This is a genomic window from Acinetobacter sp. CWB-B33 (genome assembly GCF_039655955.1).
GTDB lineage: Bacteria > Pseudomonadota > Gammaproteobacteria > Pseudomonadales > Moraxellaceae > Acinetobacter > Acinetobacter bouvetii.
In genome coordinates, this window is record NZ_JAGFEU010000001.1 from 1282537 (window position 1) to 1306394 (window position 23858).

22 protein-coding genes, 1 pseudogene and 1 CRISPR repeat array are annotated in these 23858 nt (G+C 39.8%); of the genes and pseudogenes, 10 read left to right on the forward strand and 13 right to left on the reverse strand.

Annotated elements, in window-relative coordinates; all coding sequences use genetic code 11:
• Nucleotides 1–275 precede the first annotated feature (275 nt).
• Entirely contained in the window at nt 276–884 is a 609-nt protein-coding gene (locus JZ784_RS06130; protein ID WP_005009752.1) for a TetR/AcrR family transcriptional regulator, read from the forward strand.
• Between the two features lie 124 nt (nt 885–1008).
• Here JZ784_RS06130 and JZ784_RS06135 read toward each other — a convergent pair whose 3' ends face one another.
• From JZ784_RS06135 to cysK, 4 genes are all read right to left on the reverse strand, one after another.
• Nucleotides 1009–1203: a heavy-metal-associated domain-containing protein gene (locus JZ784_RS06135; RefSeq protein ID WP_346314214.1), complete on the reverse strand. Its 195-nt coding sequence runs from the start codon at nt 1201–1203 to the stop codon at nt 1009–1011.
• 106 nt (nt 1204–1309) lie between these two features.
• Nucleotides 1310–1720 (reverse strand): Cu(I)-responsive transcriptional regulator, encoded by a 411-nt coding sequence (cueR, locus tag JZ784_RS06140; RefSeq protein ID WP_346314215.1) that lies wholly within the window; start codon nt 1718–1720, stop codon nt 1310–1312.
• Nucleotide 1721: 1 nt separating this feature from the next.
• A complete protein-coding gene (locus tag JZ784_RS06145; RefSeq protein ID WP_346314266.1) occupies nt 1722–4400 on the reverse strand; it encodes a heavy metal translocating P-type ATPase in 2679 nt (892 codons plus the stop codon).
• 148 nt (nt 4401–4548) lie between these two features.
• Nucleotides 4549–5547, reverse strand: a complete 999-nt coding sequence (gene cysK / locus JZ784_RS06150) for a cysteine synthase A (protein ID WP_346314216.1) — start codon at nt 5545–5547, stop codon at nt 4549–4551.
• A gap of 287 nt (nt 5548–5834) precedes the next feature.
• Here cysK and JZ784_RS06155 point away from each other — a divergent pair, with 287 nt between their 5' ends.
• The 5 genes from JZ784_RS06155 (at nt 5835) to JZ784_RS06175 (ending at nt 10785) form a co-directional block, all read left to right on the forward strand.
• Nucleotides 5835–6158 (forward strand): metalloregulator ArsR/SmtB family transcription factor, encoded by a 324-nt coding sequence (locus JZ784_RS06155; RefSeq protein WP_005009742.1) that lies wholly within the window; start codon nt 5835–5837, stop codon nt 6156–6158.
• Between the two features lie 254 nt (nt 6159–6412).
• Nucleotides 6413–8149 (forward strand): sulfate permease, encoded by a 1737-nt coding sequence (sulP, locus tag JZ784_RS06160; protein ID WP_346314217.1) that lies wholly within the window; start codon nt 6413–6415, stop codon nt 8147–8149.
• 177 nt (nt 8150–8326) lie between these two features.
• Nucleotides 8327–9523, forward strand: coding sequence for a serine/threonine transporter SstT (gene sstT / locus JZ784_RS06165; protein ID WP_005009740.1), 1197 nt, complete (start codon nt 8327–8329; stop codon nt 9521–9523).
• Between the two features lie 36 nt (nt 9524–9559).
• Complete coding sequence (locus JZ784_RS06170; protein WP_346314218.1) at nt 9560–10234, forward strand: YoaK family protein; 675 nt, start codon at nt 9560–9562, stop codon at nt 10232–10234.
• Nucleotides 10235–10248: 14 nt separating this feature from the next.
• Nucleotides 10249–10785, forward strand: coding sequence for a DUF2058 domain-containing protein (locus tag JZ784_RS06175; RefSeq protein ID WP_005009737.1), 537 nt, complete (start codon nt 10249–10251; stop codon nt 10783–10785).
• Nucleotides 10786–10927: 142 nt separating this feature from the next.
• Here the strand turns inward: JZ784_RS06175 and JZ784_RS06180 are convergent, their stop codons facing one another.
• Together JZ784_RS06180 and JZ784_RS06185 are read right to left on the reverse strand one after the other, a co-directional pair.
• Complete coding sequence (locus JZ784_RS06180) at nt 10928–11197, reverse strand: hypothetical protein (protein WP_005009735.1); 270 nt, start codon at nt 11195–11197, stop codon at nt 10928–10930.
• 942 nt (nt 11198–12139) lie between these two features.
• Nucleotides 12140–12949, reverse strand: coding sequence for a Bro-N domain-containing protein (locus JZ784_RS06185; protein ID WP_346314219.1), 810 nt, complete (start codon nt 12947–12949; stop codon nt 12140–12142).
• Nucleotides 12950–13093: 144 nt separating this feature from the next.
• On the opposite strand from JZ784_RS06185, the gene JZ784_RS06190 reads away from it, so the two are divergent.
• A complete protein-coding gene (locus tag JZ784_RS06190; RefSeq protein ID WP_346314220.1) occupies nt 13094–13477 on the forward strand; it encodes a hypothetical protein in 384 nt (127 codons plus the stop codon).
• A gap of 32 nt (nt 13478–13509) precedes the next feature.
• Nucleotides 13510–14322 carry a hypothetical protein gene (locus JZ784_RS06195; protein ID WP_346314221.1) on the forward strand — a complete coding sequence of 271 codons (813 nt, stop codon included), beginning with the start codon at nt 13510–13512 and terminating at the stop codon, nt 14320–14322.
• Here the strand turns inward: JZ784_RS06195 and JZ784_RS06200 are convergent.
• The 3 genes from JZ784_RS06200 to JZ784_RS06210 form a co-directional block, all read right to left on the reverse strand.
• Nucleotides 14319–15185, reverse strand: coding sequence for a hypothetical protein (locus tag JZ784_RS06200; protein ID WP_346314222.1), 867 nt, complete (start codon nt 15183–15185; stop codon nt 14319–14321). The genes JZ784_RS06195 and JZ784_RS06200 overlap by 4 nt on opposite strands.
• A gap of 141 nt (nt 15186–15326) precedes the next feature.
• Nucleotides 15327–15833, reverse strand: coding sequence for a type II toxin-antitoxin system VapC family toxin (locus tag JZ784_RS06205; protein ID WP_346314223.1), 507 nt, complete (start codon nt 15831–15833; stop codon nt 15327–15329).
• Nucleotides 15830–16645, reverse strand: coding sequence for a hypothetical protein (locus JZ784_RS06210; protein WP_346314224.1), 816 nt, complete (start codon nt 16643–16645; stop codon nt 15830–15832). Before JZ784_RS06210 ends, JZ784_RS06205 begins: the two co-directional genes overlap by 4 nt.
• A gap of 246 nt (nt 16646–16891) precedes the next feature.
• Between JZ784_RS06210 and JZ784_RS06215 the strand changes: the two genes are divergently transcribed.
• Nucleotides 16892–17113 carry an excalibur calcium-binding domain-containing protein gene (locus JZ784_RS06215; protein ID WP_346314225.1) on the forward strand — a complete coding sequence of 74 codons (222 nt, stop codon included), beginning with the start codon at nt 16892–16894 and terminating at the stop codon, nt 17111–17113.
• Between the two features lie 111 nt (nt 17114–17224).
• A CRISPR array of direct repeats spans nt 17225–19534; the repeat unit is 28 nt; unit sequence TTTCTAAGCTGCCTATACGGCAGTGAAC.
• A 218-nt stretch (nt 19535–19752) separates the two neighbouring features.
• On the opposite strand, the gene JZ784_RS06220 is transcribed toward JZ784_RS06215, so the two are convergent.
• Nucleotides 19753–20154, reverse strand: coding sequence for a helix-turn-helix domain-containing protein (locus tag JZ784_RS06220; RefSeq protein ID WP_346314226.1), 402 nt, complete (start codon nt 20152–20154; stop codon nt 19753–19755).
• Between the two features lies 1 nt (nt 20155).
• Nucleotides 20156–20368, reverse strand: a pseudogene (locus tag JZ784_RS06225) (type II toxin-antitoxin system HigB family toxin); the annotation flags it as partial.
• 41 nt (nt 20369–20409) lie between these two features.
• Here JZ784_RS06225 and JZ784_RS06230 point away from each other — a divergent pair.
• Entirely contained in the window at nt 20410–20715 is a 306-nt protein-coding gene (locus JZ784_RS06230; RefSeq protein WP_346314227.1) for a hypothetical protein, read from the forward strand.
• A 182-nt stretch (nt 20716–20897) separates the two neighbouring features.
• Here JZ784_RS06230 and JZ784_RS06235 read toward each other — a convergent pair whose 3' ends face one another.
• Together JZ784_RS06235 and JZ784_RS06240 are read right to left on the reverse strand one after the other, a co-directional pair.
• Entirely contained in the window at nt 20898–23087 is a 2190-nt protein-coding gene (locus JZ784_RS06235; protein WP_346314228.1) for a TonB-dependent receptor, read from the reverse strand.
• 322 nt (nt 23088–23409) lie between these two features.
• Nucleotides 23410–23858, reverse strand: a 449-nt coding sequence (locus JZ784_RS06240; RefSeq protein WP_346314229.1) for a PQQ-dependent sugar dehydrogenase, incomplete at its 5' end; no start/stop codon positions are given.

Consider the following 23858-nt stretch of genomic DNA (forward strand, 5'->3'; position numbering starts at 1 on the left):
ATGAATTCTTGGACATAACCGCTGTTTTTGTGCGCATTGACAATAGAATAAAAAATTCAAAAATGGAATTTTATTTGCTGGAAATGACCTCTAGGGTTCACTTTTCTTGACTTTGCGGCATCACTTATGAAAAACAGTAAAATTCCAATAACTTTCGAGTGTTTATTTTTAAATCAAATTTGAGCATATTGCTCGACCTTAGTGTTATTTTAGATGGGATAGAAAAGCCGTAATCTAAAATTACGTTCTCCATTGATGTATTTGGAACTATAAAGATGACTACAGTACGCCAACAAAATTTTCTAATCCGCAAAGAGAAAATTTTAGCGATGGCAGAAACATTGTTGCTTGATAACCATCAGGATATTACATTAAGTGAATTGGCCAGCGAATTGGATATTGCTAAAGGCACCATTTACAAGCATTTTAAAAGTAAAAACCAGCTGTATTTAGAATTGATTATTTTGAATGAACAACGCTTATTGGAAATTTCTAAACAGTACAATCACGATATTAAAACCTATGTTTCGCAATACATGCTGTACAACATGCTCAACTCGAACCGGACAATTCTGCTGCATGTCATTGAAGAGCGCTTAACCAATAATGAGCGCAAATTGAAAGAATGGTTTGAGGAGCTTTATGCTATCCGTGAACAGCGGATTTTAGAAATTAAAGATTTATTTGCAGATTATTTAAAAGCGTCAAACAGCATCATGTCCATCCGCGATTATCTGTCTTATATTTGGACCGTGACCTATGGCGCATCCCTGCTGCTCAACTCAACGCATTATCAGAAGTCGATTGGTTCCCGCGAACGCCTGATTAAGCTTTATGTGAATCAGGCGCTGATGACACCGGATAAAATCTCGACGCACAATTAGCTTTTTAATGATTGATTCAACCACCGATCTTCATCTATAAACTCAATCAAAATGATGAATACGCTGAATTCACAAAAAAAAGCCTAGAATCATCTAGGCTTTTTCTTCATTGCCAAACTGAAAATTACAATTGAACCGCAAGAAAGCCATCTTCCGCTAAAGCATCTAAAATCTTTTGCTGCTCTTCAGAAGATTCAACTTCAACCAATTTAGCCGCAACGTCAATATCAACTTTTGCATTCGGATCTACGTCTTTAATCGTTGCTGTCACGCTGCGCGCGCAGCCGCCGCAAGTCATCGCATCAATACGTAATTTCATACGGTGTTTTCCTTTTATTGCACTATGAATAGACTATAAAGCTTCCCATGATGTTAAGGTCAAGCCTATGCATTACGGGGTTCATCATCATTTAATTGCGCAGCGTTCACTTCAGCGTTTCATGAACAGCGCCCTGTTCAATTTGATTTAAAATTTCACATTCCGCCTGCTGGTTGCCGGCACAGCAATCTACAGACTGCTGCAGTGCGCTGACCATGGCCTGCAAATCAGCAATCTTTTTATTCAGCGCATCAATATGCTTTTGCGTCAGCTGTTTGACTTCAGCGCTTTGCCGGCCTTCGTTTTTCCATAAGCTCATCAGCTCTTTCATCTGTTCAGTCGAAAAACCCAATTCGCGCGAATGCTGAATGAATTTCAGCGTTTTAATATCCTCTTCACTGTACATGCGGTATCCCGCATCAGTCCGCTTGGACGCAGGCAGCAAGCCAATATCCTCATAATAACGGATCATTTTAGCAGAGATGCCGGATTGCTTTGCCGCTTGCCCGATATTCATCTTAACCCTCCTGCGCCATCCACGTCGGCTGATAGCGTTTCAAGCGCAATGCGTTGCTGATGACAAAGACTGATGACAGCGCCATGGCAGCCGCAGCAAAAATAGGTGACAGCAATATGCCAAACATTGGATACAGTGCGCCAGCCGCCACAGGAATTAACGCGGCGTTGTACACAAAAGCCCAAAACAGATTTTGACGGATATTGTTAATGGTTGCTGTGCTCAGCCCAATAGCAGTTGGCACAGCCTGCAGATTTCCTGACATCAGCACCACATCTGCCGCTTCAATCGCCACATCTGTTCCTGTGCCAATCGCAAGCCCGACATCCGCCTGCGCCAAAGCGGGCGCATCATTAATGCCATCGCCGACAAAAGCGGTACAGCCAAATTCCTGCTGCAGTTTTTTCACCGCTGTCACTTTTTCATCAGGCAGGACTTCGGCAATCACTTCATCAATATGCAGCTGTTTTGCAATCGCCTGCGCTGTATGCAGATTATCACCCGTGATCATCGCAACTTTCAGCCCCTGATCATGCAAAGCTTGAATGGCGCTGAATGTGGTTTCTTTAATCGGGTCGGCAACAGCAATGATGGCGGCCAATTGCTGGTCAATGGAAACATACAGCGGCGTTTTGCCTTGTTCACCTAAAGCAGCGGCTGCAGCGGCAAATGCATCGGTATCCAGCCCCAGCTCCTGCATTAAGCGCGCAGCGCCAATATGCACTTGCTGGCCGTTTACCCGCGCTTTAATTCCCGCGCCCGTAATAGAGTCAAATTCTGAAACGTCTAAGAATTTCAAATCTAATTCCTGAGCCGCTTGAACAATGGCATGCGCTATGGGATGTTCAGATTTCGCTTCCACAGATGCGGTAAGGCTTAAAACTTCATGTTCATTAAACCGCTCTGTAACCTGAAAATCGGTCAGTTTGGGTTTACCTTCAGTCAAGGTGCCCGTTTTATCTACTGCAACCACTTTAGTTTCTTTCAGCAGCTGCAAAGCCTCACCTTTTCGAAACAGCACGCCCAGCTCAGCACCGCGCCCTGTACCCACCATAATCGATGTCGGTGTCGCTAAGCCCATCGCGCAAGGACAGGCAATAATCAGTACAGCCACGGCATTCACCAAGGCGTATGTGAGACTTGGTTCTGGGCCAATGAAATACCAGACAACAAAAGTCAGTGCCGCCAGCAGCATCACAATAGGCACAAACCATAAGGTCACTTTATCAACCAAGGTTTGGATTGGCAGTTTAGCGCCCTGCGCCTGTTCAACCAGCTGAATAATCTGCGACAGTACAGAATCTTGACCGACTGCAGTTGCGCGTACAGTCAGGCTGCCATTTTGATTGACAGTTCCGCCAACCACCGGCTGCCCTGCAGTTTTTTCAACAGGAATTGGCTCACCGCTGATCATCGACTCATCGATATAGCTTGCGCCAGAAATAACTTCGCCATCTACAGGAACACGTTCACCAGGACGTATTTCCAGCAGCATGCCGGCCTGAACCTGATCGATGTCCAGCTCTATATACTGCCCGTTTTGTTCTACACGCGCCGTTTTCGACTGCATGCCAACTAAATACTGAATGGCTTGCGAGGTGCGGCCTTTCGCTTTGGCCTCTAAATAGCGCCCCAATAAAATTAAGGCAATAATAACGGCAGCGGCTTCATAATAAACATGTACTGTGCCGGCAGGCAGCAGTTGCGGCATAAACGTCGCCACACAGGAAAATGCATAAGCCGAGAAAGTCCCCACAGCGACCAATGAATTCATATCAGGCGCGGCGCGCAGCAAAGCTGGCACACCATGCACATAGAAGCGGCGGCCCGGCAGCAGTAAAATCAGTGTTGTCAGTGCAAACTGAATATACCAGCTGTTCTGCATGCCAATACTGCTGTGAATAAAATGATGGAACGCAGGAACCATGTGTCCCCCCATTTCCAGCACAAACACAGGAACTGCAAGGACTAAAGCAATGATTAAATCCCGCTTTAAGACGGCCTGTTCCAGCTGTTTTTTTTCAGCATGTGTCTGATTGGATGATTGAGCCAGCCGTGCGTCATAGCCTGCTTTTTTGACTGCGGCAATCAGGTCGGTTAATTGACCGCCCTGCACGTATGCTTTTTCTGCAGCCAAATTTACAGATGCAGATTGCACGCCATTCACTTGCTTCAGTGCTTTTTCTACCCGGGCTACGCAAGATGCGCAGGTCATGCCGTCAATATCCAATTCTATATTTTGCGCGGCTATCGAAAATCCCGCTTTTTCTACTTCTTTTTTTACTGCCGCAATATCAGTTGAGTCTAAAACTTTTACCGTGGCTTTTTCTGTGGCCAGATTAACTGAAGCATCGACCACACCGGCTGTTTTCTTTAATGCTTTTTCTACCCGCGCAACACAAGATGCGCAGGTCATGCCCTCTATCTGCCATTCTAAGGTTTTTACCGGCACGGTATAGCCCGTTTTTTCTACCGCTTGAATTACGGCTTGCGCATCAATTGGCAGCGCGCTGCTGACCGTGGCTTTTTCAGTGGCTAAATTTACCGCTGCAGACTGAATACCGTCTACTTTTTGTAGCGCTTTTTCGACACGGGCTACGCATGAAGCGCAGGTCATGCCTTCTACATCAAAACTGAGCTGATTTTTTACTGTCGATTTATCTTCTGATAAGACTGACATCATTATTTGCTCCCCGTGCTTCGTCTTATGTTCAGCTTACAGCTTAAACATTCCCACCTTGGTAAGGTCAAGTCATTTTCCAATAAAAAAACAGGCTATTTTAATAGCCTGTTTTTTATCTTTGTACACAGCAGCCTTGCAATCACGCTTAATCCGCAGAAATATCTTCAAATAAGACTGAAGATAAATAGCGTTCACCGCTGTCCGGTAAAATCACCACAATGGTTTTGCCCGCATTTTCTGGACGGGCGGCTAATTTCGCCGCGGCCGCCATCGCTGCACCGCTGGAAATGCCAACCAAAATGCCTTCATGAGTCGCAGTCTTACGCGCCCATTCAATTGCTTCTGCGCTTTCAACCGCAACCACTTCATCGACTAACTCTAAATCTAAGTTTTTAGGAATAAAGTTAGCGCCAATGCCTTGAATTTTATGCGGCCCCGGTGTCAAAGTTTCACCGCGTTTTGCCTGTCCGATAATTGGAGATTCTGCAGGCTCTACAGCGACTGAATAAATCGGCTGTTTTTTTACTTTTTTAAAATAACGAGAAATGCCGGAAATTGTGCCGCCAGTGCCAACCCCAGAAACCAATATATCCACTTTACCGCCGGTTGCTTCCCAGATTTCAGGGCCTGTGGTCAACTCATGAATTTTAGGATTTGCCGGGTTTTCAAACTGCTGCGGCAGGTAATAGGTCTCAGGATGCTCCTGTACTAGACGAACTGCTTCATCAACAGCGCCTTTCATGCCTTTTGCCGGCGCAGTCAATACTAAATTGGCGCCAAAGGATTTTAAAACTTTCCGACGTTCGATACTCATGCTCGCTGGCATGGTCAATGTAATATCATAACCTTTGGCGGCTGCTACAAATGCTAAAGCAATGCCTGTATTGCCGCTGGTTGGTTCAACAATATGCATGCCAGGCTTGAGCAAACCTTTTTCTTCTGCATCTGCAATCAAAGCAGCGCCGACACGGCATTTCACAGAAAAAGCTGGATTGCGGCTTTCTATTTTCGCCAAAACAGCTGCACCGCCAGTAATGGAACGGTTAATACGTACTAAAGGCGTGTTGCCAATCGCCTCTGCATTGTTGCTATATACGGCAATGCCTAAATTTGCAGGCGCTGGAAATGCTGAACCTGTTGTCATGAGTCTTTCCTTGATATTTTTACATCAAAAAGTACATTGAACATCATACATTTATTTCATTATTCGGGTGTAAAATTTAGTATTTGAAATTTCAGCGCTGCTCAATTTTTAGCATTTTTTGCACCAATACTGCGCAATAAGAATATTTGATGTATGATTGCGACATATATCAATAAAAATAATAATTATGTTCACTAAAAACCATAGAAATTCTTACATTTATTCCATGTATTCAAGTGTGATAACCGTATACTAAACGCCTTGTACCCGCAGAATGGAGCTCTTTAATGAATAGTGATATAGAAATCACCAGCATGCGCAATTCCGCAGATTTAGTCGTTGGCGTTTTAAAGTCACTGGCCAACACCGATCGGTTAATGATTTTATGTCATTTGGCTCAAAAGGAATTAAATGTCTCTCAAATTGAACAAATTACGCAAATTAATCAGCCTACGCTGTCTCAGCAGCTTATGATGCTGCGTAAAAGCAATGTAGTGACCACCCGGCGTGATGGCAAGCAGATTTATTATTCAATTAAAGACCCGAATTTAATTACGGTTTTGCAAACCTTGTATAACCTGTATTGTGGTAAAGCATTCGAGACCGTTTAACCACTTACGGGCGATATGCTGACAGCAGAAACTTATAATTAAACGCTGACAGCTCTTCATTCTTCTTATTCATCACACCTCTTTGTTTATCTTAACCATCTAAAAATTTTAGCATTATTTCTTATTTTACTTGCCTTCTGCTCTGCCTGATACTGTTTGTATTTTCAGCGGCACATCAATCAAATTTCCGTCAACCGAGACTTCTTATCATTTTTTATGCATAATATATATTAAATTGTGATTTAGACTTTTTTATGCCAGATTTCAAACCGCGTATTGTTCAGCTTATTCCTGCATGGCAATGGCTCAAGGACTACAGCTCTGGTAAATTTAAATCCGATTTGCTGGCATCGCTTATTGTCATCGCAATGCTGGTGCCGCAAGGAATGGCTTATGCCATGCTGGCAGGCTTACCGCCCATCATGGGGTTATATGCCAGCATGCTTCCAATGATTATGTATGCCATACTGGGCGGAAGCACGACGCTGTCGATTGGCCCTGTAGCCATCATATCCATGATGACTTTTGCCACATTGAATCCGCTTTTTGAAGCAGGCTCACCAGTTTATATTGAAGCCGCCATGCTTTTGGCTTTAATGGTCGGCATTATTTCAGTGCTGCTAGGCATGCTTCGCTTTGGTTTTTTAATACAGCTGATCAGCCATCCCGTCATTAAAAGCTTTATTATTGCCTCTGCCTTATTAATTGCTTTAGGCCAGCTGAAATTTCTGGTTGATGTTCCGCTCAACGGCAACAGCATTCCAGAGTTTGCGCTCAGTGTTTGGCAATATTTATCTTTAACTCATGCCGCGTCCCTTGTTTTTGGCATTGCATCAATCTTATTTCTGATTTATTTTCCAAAACTGCTGAATAGCCAATCGGTAAGAAGCAGAATAGGTTCGACAAACTTTATCATTAAAGCTGTGCCCTTAATTTTAGTCATCATTTCCATTGCACTGACTGTTGGGCTTGACCTGAAAGAGATTGGCATCAAGACGGTCGGTGAGATTCCTTCCGGTTTTCCGCCTGTTCGGATTCCGCACTGGAATTGGGACTTAGTCCTGAAGCTGATGCCGGGCGCGGCAATGATTGCCATGATTAGCTTTGTCGAGTCATTATCTATTGCGCAGGCAACCGCTCTGCAGCAAAGAAGCAATCTAAACAGCAATCAGGAGCTGATCGCTTTAGGCATTGCCAATATCAGCGCCGGCTTAACGTCTGCTTTCCCTGTAACCGGCAGCCTGTCCCGCACGGTGGTCAATGCAGATGCAGGGGCAAAAACGCCAATGGCCGGCGTCTTGTCATCCATACTGATTATTGTTGTGACCCTGTTTTTCACAGGTTTCTTTAAAGATTTGCCATTGGTCATTTTAGCGGCCACCATCATTGTATCCATATGGAAACTGGTCGATTTCAAGCCGTTTATAGATACCTGGCGCTATTCTAAAGCCGACGGCATCGCCATGTGGGTCACATTCCTCGGTGTGCTTTTTATCGATATTTCGACAGGTTTAATTATTGGCATCATCTCCACCTTTATTTTAATGCTTTGGCGCATCAGCCGTCCGCATATGGCCGTCATTGGCCTAGTCGAAGGCACACAGCATTTCCGCAATATCCAGCGCCATCATGTGGTGACAGCGCCGGAAATCTTGTCCATCCGTATTGATGAAAACCTGACCTTCTTAAATGCCAATGCATTAAAAGGCTTTTTAATTAATGAAATCAGCCAGCACCCTCAGCTGCAGCATGTCATCCTAAACTGTTCCAGTGTCAGCAGCATTGACTATAGCGCACTGGAAATGCTGGAAGACATCAATAATGAGTTAAACAAGCTGCACATCCGGCTGCACTTTTCAGAAGTCAAAGGCCCTGTCATGGATAAGCTGCAGCAATCCAAGCTGCTGAAGCATTTAAGCGGAGAGATTTATTTAACTCACTACAAAGCTATTCAAAGTTTGTCGCCGAAAGTATTTGAATATCAGATATAAACAGGTGAAGCCTTATTTTTTTTAATAAAAATAGGCTGCAAATTTATAGAATATCAACCGTAAAAATAAGCACTTATTTTTTATATTTAATTTTTTCCCAAGCCCGAAAGAATTTCGGTATAAAATGTTCGCCTTATTTTCAATATTTTGTCACCGTAATTCTGACAAGGCTCTCCTATGTTCTCTGCTTTTACGCGTTTGAGTTTAGTAACCCGAATTATTATTGCCATCATTTTAGGCATATTGGCTGCTTTACTTTTTCCAAATGCTGCGCCGTATTTAAGCCTGCTTGGTGATCTGTTCATTAAAGCACTTAAGTCTGTTGCTCCTATTCTCGTATTTGTTCTAGTTTTGTCATCAATTGCGAATTTTAAAGTCGGCAGTAGCAATGCTTATATCAAGCCAATTATACTGATGTATGCGCTAGGCATGCTATTAGCCGCTTTTAGCGCTGTAATTAGCAGTGTGATTTTTCCAAGTACGTTATTTTTGGATGTGCCTGCGCAAGGTGAGCTGACTCCTCCTGGCAGTTTGGCAGAAATCTTAAAGAATTTGCTGCTCAGTTTTGTCGCTAATCCAGTAACGGCCATCAGCGAAGCTAATTTTATCGGTATCCTCGCTTGGGCTGTTGCTTTGGGCATCTCATTCCGCCATGCATCAGACCAAACCAAAACCTTTTTGTCTGATGCGGCAGATGCTGTTAATAAAGTAATCCGCTTAGTCATTAGTTTTGCGCCATTTGGTATTTTTGGCTTGGTTGCTGTCACTTTTGCGGAAGCCGGCTTAAGCACTTTAGCCAGCTATGCACACCTATTGGCTGTACTGCTGGGGACTATGCTGTTTGTAGCGCTTGTCATCAACCCAATCATGGTTGCTTTCATGACCCGCCAAAATCCCTATCCGCTGGTATTTCAATGCTTGCGTGAAAGCGGTATCACAGCATTCTTCACGCGCAGTTCAGCAGCCAACATTCCTGTCAACTTAGACTTAGCCAAGCGCCTTGGTGTTCCAGAGTCTACCGCCAGCGTTGCAATTCCTTTGGGCGCCACTATCAACATGGCAGGCGCTTCAGTCACTATTACCGTACTGACTTTGGCGACGGTACATACTTTAGGCATTTCTGTTGATTTCACCACAATGCTGATTTTATCTGTTGTTGCGACGATTTCCGCTTGCGGCGCGTCTGGTGTTGCTGGCGGTTCATTATTGCTGATTCCTGTAGCCTGCGGTTTGTTTGGCATTTCATCCGATATTGCGATGCAGGTTGTGGCGATCGGCATGGTCATCAGCGTGTTGCAGGACTCTACAGAAACCGCTCTGAACTCTTCGACTGATGTATTATTTACAGCTGCAGTAGACCGTGGTTTAAGATAATATACTGATAAACGTATATTAATCACTCAATGCGCTATGCCTTTTTATACATTGCCCCTTTGGGTTCAACTGGGTGCTTTCTTTCTCGCAATTAATGCGGGCATGATCAACGTTCTCGGACTGGTGACTGTTTTGCACCAGTCCGTCTCCCATATGACGGGCAATGTCAGCATGCTGGCAATGGCTGTCATTCAGTGGCAGCCTGCCGCAATCCTCTATCTTTTTCTTGTAACGCTGTCTTATGTGATTGGTTCATTTTATAGCGGGCTGATTTTAGGCAATAGCCAATTCAGTTTTAGCCGCCTCTATGGCATTCCCCTCAGCCTAGTCGCTTTGCTTATTTTTCTATGCTGGCTGCTGCTGCCCTATTTCCCGCGTTATGCTTTGCTTTGGGCCTGCGTTGCCATGGGTGTGCAAAATGCCATGGTCAGCTACTACAAAGGAACCATTATCCGCACTACACATCTATCAGGTGTGCTGACGGATTTAGGGCTGGCTTTAGGCTACAGAGCGCGGGGCTTAGAAGCGGAACCGAAAAGAATTATTTTGCATCTTTTAATTTTAATTGGATTTTTTATTGGCGGGCTGCTTGCCAGCTTGATTTATCCTTTATTAAAATTAAACTCATTTCTTGTCCCGGCTGGACTGAGCCTGACGCTCAGCATCTTATACTGGGGCATTTATTTACGTTATCGACATCATCAAAATTAAGTTTGGAACATCTTATGGTTAAAAATGCATTACAGGCTCAACTGCTGAAAGCGGGTTTAGTCGATAACAAAAAGGCCAAAAAATTGTCTAAACAAGCTGTGCATGAACAGCGCGCTGGCCTCAGTAATGAAGCTGAAATTAAAGCAAAAATTGCTCAGGATCAGCAGCAGAAGCAAGCACGTGATCAAGCGATAGAACAAGAGAAAAAAGCTGTCCGGCATGAAAAAGAGCTGAAGGCTTCCATTGTTCAAATGATCAATCAGCATAAAATCCGCAATACCGATGGCGACGCCAGCTATCAATTTATTGATGATTCTAAAATCAAGAAGGTTTACATCAATCAGCAAATTTATAATGCGCTTGTTGCAGGAAGCTTAGTTATTGCCAAAGAAAACGACAGCTATGCTTTTTTACCTAAGGCGCTGGCTGAACGCATTAATGCAAAACTGGAAGGCTTTATTATTGTCAACAATTCAGAACAGAATGAACAAACGACAGATGAAGATGATCCATACGCAGCCTATGTGATCCCTGATGATCTTATGTGGTAAAAAGCTAAAATCTTTAAAAGCCCGGCATCTAAGCATGGCATTGCGGGTTATGAATTACAGCCCTGAGCCCAAGGTGTAAATAAAATTAAAAAGCCGCAATCAATTGCGGCTTTTTTTATGCATGCTAGAACATCTAGCCGCCTTACTCCAGCTGCTTAGCCAGCCACCCTATGAATGCGTGCTTTTCTGCTATCGCAGGTGCTGTATGTGTAGAAATCACTTTATCAATGCCATTAAATACCCCTTTAAATGTATGAGGTTTAATTGACTCAAAATTAATATTATCTCCCTCATGTAATTCCTTAAATAAAATATGTAATTGCATATACTGGCTTTTGGATTGAAAATATGGCTTTTCAAGTACGAAATTATATATTTGTTCAATAATTAATAGTGAATTTAATGTTTTCATTTTACCCTCCGAATTCTTTTAATAAGAATGGATCTCCAATATACATGAAAAATTAAGTATTTTATGAATGAAATATTTATATGTATTATAAAAATCATTGATTTTTTATCGCTTCAGGTACGATATCCCATTCAGTCCTCTCATAATTAAGCCATACAAAACAAATCTTTAATAAAAAACAAAACCTCCTGCTTATCAAAACATGTCAATAGCCTAACTTGCCAAAAAATCAAGATTCTATAGATTAAACCGGTACTGATAATATTAGAATAAACTATATATACCTGATTATATTTTTTATTTATAACTTATCCTTAATCACCATATAACAGTAATTCAATCATGAGTTAAAATAAGTTACATTCTGCGTTAAAACAATATTTAAGAAAATAAAACTGACTGAGACAGCGCGCTTAATGCCAATGGAGCGGCATTAACTCTGCACAATAGCGCCGCAGCACATATTTCATGTTCCACAAATGCGGTTATACTGATATTCATACTTGGGACTAGGCGTTTCAACAGTTTTTGATTTATTGCTGGCTAGCAGTCTTTTCATTTCGCACTCAGGCTTGCGCTTTGGTAAAGACAATTTTACGATGCCGTAAAAACCTCCGCCAATACAGTCTGATTCAGAAGCAAAAAGACGTAGGCAATAAATCTAAGCATTTCAGTATTCTAATCAAAAAAGTGTTATGCGTATTGCCATAAAAGTACAGCATTGAACTATTTTAAATGTTAAAACGGTATACCGGATGCTGTCCAAATGATCTGAAGTGAATTTTTTAGGAATTAAAGAGAATTCTGATGTTAAAATGGTTTGAAAATATTTAAATAAACTAAAAATAACAATAGCTTGAAAGCACATGAAATATAGGTTGGCGTAATTTAGGCGTAATATTAAAAAAAATTGTAAAAAAACCGCCCGAAGGCGGTCTATTTTTACTTCAGCAATCTGTATCGCTCATGCGGCAGTGTTTTTAGTTCAAACATGTGGTCATAATCATAGTTTGGCATTGTAAATCCGCATTTTTTACTCACACCTGATATAGCACTGCTCATAGAGAACATATTGTCGTTAAGCATACTCACCAGTAATGGATTGAGTTTGGCCAATGCTGGGCTATGTGTGTACCACCATGCTTGAAAGAAGCGAGCATGTACGCAGAGCATTTCTAGAGATTGCTTTTCATCTATATAGATACTCCCTTTTGACTTAACTTCTAAAGTTTCTAGGTAATTCACTGCGTCTTGGAAATGAATGGCTAATAGATCGCTATAGCGTGTAATGCGGAAATGCTTGTTATGGCGTGACCACATTTCTGCATGAAGTCTGCGTTCACCTTGGGCACGTCGGTCAACAATTTCTTTAAGGATGGCCTGTTGTTCTGCGTTGATTTTTACTCGAGTGTCTATTTGCTGTTGCAGGACTTCTTTTTCCAATACATCGAGTACCCATTTGCGAAATTCTTTGGCAACTGGTGTGCGGGCAAAGAATGTAATGAGGTGACAGCCGCGTAAAGAGAAAGCTCTAATTTGCTGTACGCCACCATTCGTCTGCACTTCAACTAAACGTGTCATATCGGAAGTAAATTCATCAGACTTACGATTGAAAATTTTAGTTATAGCTGTTTCAGGATTGGCATATCCTAAGGCTAACCCAATTTGGGTTGAGCCTATCCATACATGATGATCATTAGATGGTAATGGTTTCAAGTTCACATCATTAAATGATAATGCTAGACTATTCATGTCTTGTCTCCGTTCAGGGATTAGATAGAAGCCCCTAGTCCGCCAAGATTCAGGGGCTTTTTTGTCACTAAAAATAGTAACATTGACACCATCATATTATATTACTAAAATTAGTGTCAAATCTTATTTTAAGCAGTGAAGACAATGAGTAAAGAAAAACAAGATGATTGGAAACGCACTCAAATTCGTATTCCTATTGGACTTTATGAGGATGTTGCTCAGCATGCCGAACGACATAACCTATCCCTGAATTATGCCATGCTTGAATTAATGGATAGAGGTATTCATTCAATTTCCTCTAAAAATAAAAATACAGACGCACGTTCAATCTATTTTGGTGAATTTACTTGTGATGATGACATTCGGGAAGTCCCTCTTGTAAAGCAGCAAGAAAAAATTACAGCTGTAATTTCAGATATTTTTTTTAAAAATCCTCAGTATCAACTTCTCAATATTGAAACATTAGATAATGGTGAGAAAATACGTTATTGGTATTCTATTCCTAGAGGTGAGAGTTTTAGGGATTAAAATTTACTAATATAAATTTAATAGAGCAAACAATGAAACCCGCAATTATTTTAGACAAATGTTATCTATTCTCCGCAAAGAAAGAAGCAATTCATAAGCTAGAGGACGAATACACAATTTTTCTCCCATTAGAATTAATTTATGAAGCTTTTAAAGATACTGATAGAGAAAGAGCGAAGCTATTTCGCAAATTCCGTTCTGGAAAGTCATATAAAGTTCTTAGAAGCATAACCGAAATAATAAAATATGAGGCAAAAAATAAAAAACCTATAGCAAAACCCTCAAAGATATACAAACCAAGAGACCATTCACAACACATCAATTACATTGATGATAACTATCAATTAAATGAAAATCAAAAAAGGGAAATAGAACAAGAAATGATTTTCTTTGATAATATTTTTAATCTTTTCTGTGAGCACTCATTAAAACCAGGCTTTCAAAAAAAGAAAGAAATGGGGAATAATATTACTAATAAGCAAGATGATTTCATCATTAAGGATGATAAATTAAAAGAAATAATAAATCATAATATAAAAAAAGGTTATGTTTCAGGGTTCACAAATGAAATTGAAAACTTGGATGAAAAGTGGTTTATTTTTATTCATCACAAAATTCTTGACAGGATGAAGTTCCATATTATCAAAAAATATGAAAATTTTGAGACAATTCTAAAAACTCCAAAAACGAAAGAAAAAGTTAAGCATGACATTATTGATAGCTTTTATCTTATGCAAGGTATATTAGAAGGTGGATTTGCTACTGATGAAAAAAACTTAATTGAAATATATAATGAAATTGTGCCTAACAACATATTAATTACAAATGAAAAAAAAGCACTTTAAGGTGCTTTTTTATTAAGAAAATAACTATTCTTGAACTCAATTAACTTTTTCTGGATTTCATAAATTTGACCATATGAATGTGACAGCCATTTTTCCCTATCATCTCTTCCCTTCAAGAAGGTTAACTTATACGATATTGAGTGTTTATTTAATGACTCACTCCAATGATCAACATCATTACCTTTAATAATAGATAATAATGAGGATGGAAAGATAGAATATTGAACAAAATAATAGTTGAATTTATCTAAATCTTTAGATAAATCCATTAACTCTTCGTTCATTAATATTTGTCTAGACAATATATCTATATTAGCCATCTTTCTTGTAAATTCATTATACTTTAATTGAATCTCACTCTTATTCGAACTATTTTTCTCTAAATATTCATTTATTATTTCATTTAACTGTCTTGAGCATGTCTCCAACCCCAAAATCTGTGCCTCTATATCATCAATTATCTTAACTTTTTTGTTTAATTTATATGGATCTTTCCAGTCACTATAAACCCAAATAGCAACAATTGGTGCAAGCAAATAAGTTGCCCAAACAAATATATTAATTATATCACTCTTATTGGATGTGCTTAACTCATTACCAGATACTCTATAAACTAATAGCCCCAATACTGAAATTGAAATATAAACACCCAACATCATCAGAATCATTTTATATTTATTCAGACCATCTTTGTCTTGTTTTTTTATATATCTTGATATTTTTGCATCAAAATATTTAGCATATCTTCTTCGACTCTGTAATTTTAATAAAATTATCAGTAAAACCAGTAAAGATATTTTTAAAGAAACTTTAGCTCCAAAAATAAAACCTACAAACCATATAACAAAGTTATACGTAATCATGATTAAAAAATACAGTATAAGATATAATAGTATACTAAAAATCAATATTAAAACTGAATTCAATAAAAAACCTAGACTAAATTTCAATAAATTACTTCTGTCTAATGAGAAGAATTTGAATATACACTTTATATAATTCATTTACTGAACTCGTTCACTCTCTTCCACTGGTACACCAGTACTTGCCATCTGTTCAAAATAGCTTTCATTAATATAATCAAAAACAACAATTGGTAGGCCTAAGCAATCTACAATTTTTTTAATGTCTTTATCATGTGTAACAATTATCGAAGCATTATTAGCTATTGCTATTCCTAATATCTGAATATCGACCTTTATTTTTTGATTTGGCCTTTGACTCTGATTACTCTTAGGTAAACTAGCCCTATAATCCTTATAAATCTTTGCTGCAACTAAAGCTGCTTTTGCATCAAAATCCAAATTTTTAAATTTAGAGTCGGGTTTAAGCAAATCTAAAGAACGTGCTTCGTTAGCATCGCCCGCAATAAATTCTGAAATAACTGGCATAGGCAAAGCAAATGTTTCATTCAACAACTTTTTTAGAGCTGTAATAAGATTATGATATTCCGAACTAGACTTATCTCTATCAAGGAAAGTTATTAAGGCATTCGTATCTAAGATAATCAATCTTGTCGCTCCTTCAGCCACTCAGCTATCGGGTCATCGTGGGTAGACCAATTCGATGCACCTTTTGCTCTAAAGTCATCAATCCACTCTTCTAAGCTGACATCCTCAATGACATGAAACTTATTGATGATGTATTTCTTAAGCGTCAATTGATAAGAATTAGATTTCGATAGATAAGTCGCGTCCCCTTCAAATCTTAAACTTTTATCTGTATTAAAGTACGGATGTAATTCTTCTAATAATTTCTTAGAACACTGTGCAGGAACTTCATTCCCATTGTTCAAAATAATCGTGATGTGATCAGACTTGTCTCGGCCCTTTTGTAGGCGAGTTAAACGGCCATCCAAAGACTCTTCTTGAGTGAATGTTTCTTCTGTCTCTAACTCAGGAACAACATACAAAATTTCTTTAGGCTCATAAACTTCATCATCTTTTAAAGTACCGTATGAAATTTCCGCACGATGATAACCATACTTACCCAGTTCTTTTTGTATACGGGCAATTTGCTTATGTTTTGCTGCAGTGTCCTTCATCACATTGGACATGGCCAATGATCTACAGTCAGTTGGAACTGTAACTGCAATAGTCGTAGAACCTTCTTTAATCGTGTTGAAGCTGGCTTGTTTAACGCCAACAATTTGACCTAATGCAGATAGCAAGTTTGCAACACTGGAAATTTCTAAATCATGTAAATGCCCATCATGGATTTTTAAAACAAAATCAAGATCGCCAGCTTGTTCTTGCTGAACAGCTGGATCATATAGATCAAGACTATGTTGGACAGCTTTGCCCTTTTTACCCACTTTTGACATTACAATTTATTTTCAATTTAGATTGCTTATATTATGTTCAACTTATTAAACAAAAGAAAGATTACTTACAAACCAATCCAACTTCACTATTTATGGCTATTTCTGAGTTTTGTCAACCAAAAAATCAGGCTAATTCAACGATTTGTCAACCAAACTGGCTTTTCTACGACTTTTTGACTAGATTCATTGAGCAAACAAGCCGAGAGTTGCTAGACTTCGGCTAATGTTTTGACTTTAAAATAATTTATGAAATTTTTAATCATTTTCGCTTTGGGGTTCACTTCCATCCAAGTTTATGCAAAAAAGTGCGCTGACTTTTCTACTCAGCAGCAAGCACAGAAATGGTATGAACAACGCAAAAAATCAGGACAAACAGGCTGGAAAAGTTTAGACCGCGACGGCGATGGTCAAGCATGTGATTGCTTGCCGGGTGGAAATGGTAAGAAGTGCCCGAAGAAGAAAAAATAAAGCACCACATGGCGCTCCACCTCTTAAAAAAACGTATCTGCAGAAACATTAAAACGCTCAGACAATGCGTTAATGTGACGGATAGTAAGCTGACCTTACCTGCGGAATTACTTCATAAGCTGCCTATACGGCAGTGAACAGTATTCAAAAAATACCGGCAAAGTTTATAACTTTCTAAGCTGCCTATACGGCAGTGAACCTCAATGAAGCCATAATCTTTAGGGTCAAAGTTTTCTAAGCTGCCTATACGGCAGTGAACGAGCCGATCAAAGACAAAGCCGACGACTATCTTTTCTAAGCTGCCTATACGGCAGTGAACATGCGGATGTGAATGCACGCCAAAATTCTGATTTTCTAAGCTGCCTATACGGCAGTGAACCCAATGCTATAAAGCTGAATTTTTTTGAGTCATTTCTAAGCTGCCTATACGGCAGTGAACGTTTGGGATTCTTTCCGCAAGAAAGTCATTAATTTCTAAGCTGCCTATACGGCAGTGAACCTCAAAACGGATTTGGTGGAGTGAATGCAACATTTCTAAGCTGCCTATACGGCAGTGAACCCTGACTGAAGAATTGAGTAAGTCATTTAAGTTTTCTAAGCTGCCTATACGGCAGTGAACAAATTTTCACAGCGACTGAGCTGCAGTATTTATTTCTAAGCTGCCTATACGGCAGTGAACTTGGAAATGTACTGCAAGAGCATACATATGTTTTTCTAAGCTGCCTATACGGCAGTGAACTTTAACTGTCGTTGCAATTTTGTTTAGAGAATTTTCTAAGCTGCCTATACGGCAGTGAACCAAGTGAGCCATCATTGATGCGCAATTCATTTTTTCTAAGCTGCCTATACGGCAGTGAACGTATAACATAGCTTTTTGTTTTCTGCCCTGGCATTTCTAAGCTGCCTATACGGCAGTGAACAGTGAAAAAGATCTGAATTTTCAGATGGCATTTTTCTAAGCTGCCTATACGGCAGTGAACATGTTTTGATTTTACACGGGAGCATGTATTCATTTCTAAGCTGCCTATACGGCAGTGAACGTGTTTGGGTGGTGGAGGTTGTTATCGCTTCATTTCTAAGCTGCCTATACGGCAGTGAACTGGTCATGGGCTATGATCCTGGTTCACCTGAATTTCTAAGCTGCCTATACGGCAGTGAACTTAGAACGCTGTATCAGTCGAAGCAATTGCGTTTTCTAAGCTGCCTATACGGCAGTGAACCATCAAAAGGATTTAATAAAATATCTTTTTTATTTCTAAGCTGCCTATACGGCAGTGAACATTTACACACCATTTTTAGAGAAACCCTTGGTTTTCTAAGCTGCCTATACGGCAGTGAACCCAATGCTATAAAGCTGAATTTTTTTGAGTCATTTCTAAGCTGCCTATACGGCAGTGAACGTTTGGGATTCTTTCCGCAAGAAAGTCATTAATTTCTAAGCTGCCTATACGGCAGTGAACCTCAAAACGGATTTGGTGGAGTGAATGCAACATTTCTAAGCTGCCTATACGGCAGTGAACCCTGACTGAAGAATTGAGTAAGTCATTTAAGTTTTCTAAGCTGCCTATACGGCAGTGAACAAATTTTCACAGCGACTGAGCTGCAGTATTTATTTCTAAGCTGCCTATACGGCAGTGAACTTGGAAATGTACTGCAAGAGCATACATATGTTTTTCTAAGCTGCCTATACGGCAGTGAACTTTAACTGTCGTTGCAATTTTGTTTAGAGAATTTTCTAAGCTGCCTATACGGCAGTGAACCAAGTGAGCCATCATTGATGCGCAATTCATTTTTTCTAAGCTGCCTATACGGCAGTGAACGTATAACATAGCTTTTTGTTTTCTGCCCTGGCATTTCTAAGCTGCCTATACGGCAGTGAACAGTGAAAAAGATCTGAATTTTCAGATGGCATTTTTCTAAGCTGCCTATACGGCAGTGAACATGTTTTGATTTTACACGGGAGCATGTATTCATTTCTAAGCTGCCTATACGGCAGTGAACGTGTTTGGGTGGTGGAGGTTGTTATCGCTTCATTTCTAAGCTGCCTATACGGCAGTGAACTGGTCATGGGCTATGATCCTGGTTCACCTGAATTTCTAAGCTGCCTATACGGCAGTGAACTTAGAACGCTGTATCAGTCGAAGCAATTGCGTTTTCTAAGCTGCCTATACGGCAGTGAACCATCAAAAGGATTTAATAAAATATCTTTTTTATTTCTAAGCTGCCTATACGGCAGTGAACATTTACACACCATTTTTAGAGAAACCCTTGGTTTTCTAAGCTGCCTATACGGCAGTGAACCTACATTTTGCTTAGGTTTTTTAATACCTAAATTTCTAAGCTGCCTATACGGCAGTGAACCTATTATTGCAGCTTACCTTGTCACTGACTGGTTTCTAAGCTGCCTATACGGCAGTGAACAGTAATTTAACACTTAAAATTAGATTAATAACAGTAGCTTAATACCAAAACAACGTTATAACCCATTTTTTAAGCATAAATATAACTTATTGATTTTAATAATCTATTAAAGAAAGAAAAAATATTGGGTAAAATCGTCTTTTACCACGGAATAAATATAACTCAATTTTCAAATGAAAGTCATTAAGTGCAAATGAGAAAGTACCTGAAGCTCGGTCTTAGAAAAAAGTATCCGCTGAGACATTAAAGCGCTCGGACAGCGCCTTAATGTGACGGATATTCAACTGACGTTTACCGCTTAAAATTTCTGAAATGACCGACTGAGTTGCAACTTCCGGTAAATCAGACTGCCCTAACCCATGCTGCTCCATCAGAAAAGCTAAAGCGGCCCGGCTATCGCCTTTAGGCATTGGGAAGTGCTCATTCTCATAAACAGAAACTAAGTTGCCTAGCTGGTGAATAAGCCCCATGAGAGGATGTGATTCATCATCGCCAACCGTATCCAAAAGGTCATCCAAGGCCTCAACAAGAGTATTGAAGTCATCTTTATTTTCAGGCTTGCTGAGTAATGGTGCAACGTAATGCCAGTGATCTACGGCCTGCTTAATCATCGCGTTCATACTAACCCTCCTTCCAATGACCTTTGTCATATTCTTTATGGGACAAGACATAACGAATGTATACGCGCTTTGCCTGATACATTACGACAGCAATTAACCGAATCTTATTTCCGCCAAAATCGAATACATGCAGTGTTCCAACTTTATCGACTGTTGGAAAGAGCTACTTCATTGCAGCAAAATCCTTAGGATCGTTGGCCTTCATAATCTGATATTATTAATAATGATTCTTAATAACATTTTATAGAATATAATATGACCGATTTATCAACAAACCTTAACGACACCCGCCTCATCAAATCTTGGTTTGGATTTTTTCTAGGGTTGTTCTGCGTTGGAACTAGCTTGATAGGTTTATTTGAATCTGTGAATTTACAAGGCATCCTAAGAACTTTGGGTTTTCTATGCTTTTGGTATCCATGGTGTCAACTGCCAGTTAAAAATTACCCACTATCAAAACTTTTTAGTAAGAAAAAAGAAGGCGAAAAATTAAATAAACTAGCTAGCTACCTAACAATCATTGCTTTAGTTTTACTCATTAGCGCTACAGTTTTGTTTTAATAAATTTGATTAAATTTCGCTCGTGGTACGTGGATTAATCACAAAGAAACCATGACAGTGCGCTGAACCCCATCATGGTTTCACATAAGATATTGATGCTTATAAATCAAGTTCAAGCATTTAGTATAAGATGTATTATGTTAATTTTGGAAAATTTAGAACAGTCTCCCCCAGTTCTAAATTTAATAATTTATAGTGTAACTTAATGCAAAAGTTCTCCCTTCGGCAGGAATCGCTAACAACGTGTTCGCATTGGTCACTGCTGCCTGTTGAGCAAATACCGTCTTATATTGTTTACCCCATACATTATAGACCCCAAAGTCCACTCGACCTTTTGCTAACGGGAAATGTGCTAATACATCCATCGTGGTATAGCCACTAATCTCTGCCGCACTATTACTATCGCTGTAGCCTGCTGCTTTCAACTCTAGGTCATCTTTATAGGCTTTATCAGTTCCTTTAATTGCCAACATTTGTGCACGTACACCATAGCCTTCCGTATTATTCCATTCAGCGAACAACGTGCCTTTCATTGGTGAAACTGCAAAAGCATTTAACTCATGCCAGTTATTGGCCTCATCCTTATACTGACCTCTTGTGTAACCTAAAGTGCCACCCACCTTATAATTTTCCATAAATGGGTAACTTACTGTTGCTTCAGCACCATAAACTCGCTGGTCGGTATCCACAACATTTACAGAACGATCCGAGTTAAATTGAACGACTTTATCAGAGGTATTATAGAAACCTGTTAAGCCCAAATTTAAGCCTGTGTCTTGGTTCAAGCGCCAGCCTAGTTCATAGCTATTCACAGTGATCGGAGCAATACCAGACGTAGTTAAGGTATATGCTGCAACGTCACGCAATACACGTTGTACATCTGGATAACTGTAGCCTTGAGAGAAGTTAGCATAGACTTGCTGAGCATCATTGAGTTTATAGACTGCGCCTAAGTTAAACAGGAATTTGTCTGAATCTGTAGAGTCTGCCGCCATTAATGTATATGGCTTACGTGCAGTTAAATAGCTGTCTGTGTCTGCTTGAACATATTGGTAACGTACCCCAGCTTGAATATTGAGCTGATCAGTTACCGCATAGTCCCCTTGTATGAAGGTACCAATATTCTGAATTTCAGTATCTGGCCCTGAGCCTTGTTTTTCTCCAGTTGGGGTATAAACTAAACCATTATTGCTTGGCATGTAGTAGTCCGCCCACTGATGGTCTTTTTCCCAGTCATAGTCTAAACCATAAGTTAGTTTTAAATCACGGTCAGCAACCACAAGATCGGACTGTAAAGTTGAACGAATACCTGCGTAATCCACATTGGATTGACTTTGCTTTACACTAACACCGTCAGCTGAATAGCCATAAGGTACGAAGCGTGACTTCTCATTTCGATAATAAGCTTCCACATTCAGGACTTGACCTAAGAAATCCTGATTTTGGTACTGCGTATTAAAAGCATAGCGTTCAGTAAACGGCTGATTATCTAAGCTCCAACCTTTGACTGCTTTGTAAGATGGATCTGTTTTTGTGAGTAAATAAGAATAATCAGGTCCATATTCTGTATCTTGTTCATCTTTATAGTACTGAGCACCAAAACTAAGAGTCTGATTATCTGTTAAATTAAAGTTTACACGACCATTCACATCAATAGTGTCGGTATCCATCGTACTGCCTTGCCAAGGGCTTAATGAAATACGGTCCCCATTACCATCAAATTGAGAGCCTCGATTGGTATAGTCTATGCCAAGAAAACCGTCGACTTTATCATTTGCAAATGAAGCCGTTTGGCCAACTTGATAAGCTAGGCTGTCACCGCGAAAATTATCGGCTGATGTCACACCTAATTTTGTTTGAAAGCTTACAGGTTCAGACTTATCAGCACGTTTGGTAATAATATTAATAATTCCACCAGTCGCACCTGAACCATAGATACTGGTCGCACCTGAAACTACTTCGATATGGTCAATCATATTTGGGCTAATACTATTCAACTGACGTGCTACATCACGTGAGCCCGTTTGTGATACGCCATCAATCATTACCAGTACATTACGTCCACGCATAGTTTGACCATAATTACTACTCGTTCCACTACTTGGTGCTAAAGATGGAACTAGTTGCGCCAAAACATCTGCAACTTTACGACCCGGACCAGCCTGTTGCGCAATTTCATCAGCAGAAATGGTTTGAACTGTTCCCGCAATTTCAGAAATGCTTTTCGGTGTACGTGTCGCTGTTACCACGATGGTCGGAAGTTTAGCTTCAGCATTTTGTGATTCAGCAGTTGTTTTAATTGAATCATCGGCATAGAGATGGGTACAAATTGCTGTTGTAAGCAAACAAAGACTGAAGTGTAACAAGTGCATTTTTATTACCAATTAGTAAGTATTAATATTAATGCAAATAATAGTCATTACCACTATCAATGTAAAATTTTTATTGGTTATTTAACATAATGGCTGTTATGCGAAATTACCCACTATTCGCTGACAATTTCATTCTTAAATAAAGTCTCACATCCTTTTACAAACTTTGTATTAATCTTCACTGCGGATCATTCTTTTCATCATCACACTGATCTGCTGACTTTAACTCATTGTCTCGTGCATAACGGTATCCGAAATTAAAGCCGCCAAGTACTTCTGCTGTTCAAGCAGCCGTACATATAGGATAGTTATTAGAGTGTTTCTACTTTGCTGGTGATACTCGCCAAATGATATTACCCACATCATCAGCGACCAAAATTGCTCCAGCGGAATCAATGGCAACCCCTACAGGTCGTCCTAAAGCATTGCCTTCAGTACTTAAAAAGCCAGTTAATACATCCTTTGGCTTACCATAGGGTTGACCATTTTGAAAGGGAACAAAAATTACTTTGTAACCACTATGCGGTTTACGATTCCATGAGCCATGCTGGCCAATTAACGCACCACCGCGGTATTGCGGCATTAATTCAGCAGTATAAAAGGCTAAACCTAACGAAGCTGTATGATTACCCAGTGCATAATCAGGCTTAATTGCACGCGCGACCATTTCAGGATTTTGTGGTTTTACCCGCTTATCCACATGCTGGCCATAATAACTATATGGCCAGCCATAAAAAGCACCATCTTTAACTGAAGTCATGTAATCGGGTA

What these genes read in the sequence shown, in the direction of transcription:
- JZ784_RS06190 (WP_346314220.1), top strand. Translation starts at nt 13,094, where the DNA reads ATGAGTAAAGAAAAACAAGATGATTGGAAACGCACTCAAATTCGTATT.
- JZ784_RS06200 (WP_346314222.1), bottom strand. Translation starts at nt 15,185, where the DNA reads ATGATTACGTATAACTTTGTTATATGGTTTGTAGGTTTTATTTTTGGA.
- JZ784_RS06195 (WP_346314221.1), top strand. Translation starts at nt 13,510, where the DNA reads ATGAAACCCGCAATTATTTTAGACAAATGTTATCTATTCTCCGCAAAG.
- JZ784_RS06235 (WP_346314228.1), bottom strand. Translation starts at nt 23,087, where the DNA reads ATGCACTTGTTACACTTCAGTCTTTGTTTGCTTACAACAGCAATTTGT.
- JZ784_RS06220 (WP_346314226.1), bottom strand. Translation starts at nt 20,154, where the DNA reads ATGAACGCGATGATTAAGCAGGCCGTAGATCACTGGCATTACGTTGCA.
- JZ784_RS06155 (WP_005009742.1), top strand. Translation starts at nt 5,835, where the DNA reads ATGAATAGTGATATAGAAATCACCAGCATGCGCAATTCCGCAGATTTA.
- JZ784_RS06185 (WP_346314219.1), bottom strand. Translation starts at nt 12,949, where the DNA reads ATGAATAGTCTAGCATTATCATTTAATGATGTGAACTTGAAACCATTA.
- sstT (WP_005009740.1), top strand. Translation starts at nt 8,327, where the DNA reads ATGTTCTCTGCTTTTACGCGTTTGAGTTTAGTAACCCGAATTATTATT.
- JZ784_RS06215 (WP_346314225.1), top strand. Translation starts at nt 16,892, where the DNA reads ATGAAATTTTTAATCATTTTCGCTTTGGGGTTCACTTCCATCCAAGTT.
- JZ784_RS06210 (WP_346314224.1), bottom strand. Translation starts at nt 16,645, where the DNA reads ATGTCAAAAGTGGGTAAAAAGGGCAAAGCTGTCCAACATAGTCTTGAT.
- JZ784_RS06230 (WP_346314227.1), top strand. Translation starts at nt 20,410, where the DNA reads ATGACCGATTTATCAACAAACCTTAACGACACCCGCCTCATCAAATCT.
- JZ784_RS06135 (WP_346314214.1), bottom strand. Translation starts at nt 1,203, where the DNA reads ATGAAATTACGTATTGATGCGATGACTTGCGGCGGCTGCGCGCGCAGC.
- JZ784_RS06145 (WP_346314266.1), bottom strand. Translation starts at nt 4,400, where the DNA reads ATGTCAGTCTTATCAGAAGATAAATCGACAGTAAAAAATCAGCTCAGT.
- JZ784_RS06180 (WP_005009735.1), bottom strand. Translation starts at nt 11,197, where the DNA reads ATGAAAACATTAAATTCACTATTAATTATTGAACAAATATATAATTTC.
- JZ784_RS06130 (WP_005009752.1), top strand. Translation starts at nt 276, where the DNA reads ATGACTACAGTACGCCAACAAAATTTTCTAATCCGCAAAGAGAAAATT.
- sulP (WP_346314217.1), top strand. Translation starts at nt 6,413, where the DNA reads ATGCCAGATTTCAAACCGCGTATTGTTCAGCTTATTCCTGCATGGCAA.
- JZ784_RS06175 (WP_005009737.1), top strand. Translation starts at nt 10,249, where the DNA reads ATGGTTAAAAATGCATTACAGGCTCAACTGCTGAAAGCGGGTTTAGTC.
- cueR (WP_346314215.1), bottom strand. Translation starts at nt 1,720, where the DNA reads ATGAATATCGGGCAAGCGGCAAAGCAATCCGGCATCTCTGCTAAAATG.
- cysK (WP_346314216.1), bottom strand. Translation starts at nt 5,547, where the DNA reads ATGACAACAGGTTCAGCATTTCCAGCGCCTGCAAATTTAGGCATTGCC.
- JZ784_RS06170 (WP_346314218.1), top strand. Translation starts at nt 9,560, where the DNA reads ATGCCTTTTTATACATTGCCCCTTTGGGTTCAACTGGGTGCTTTCTTT.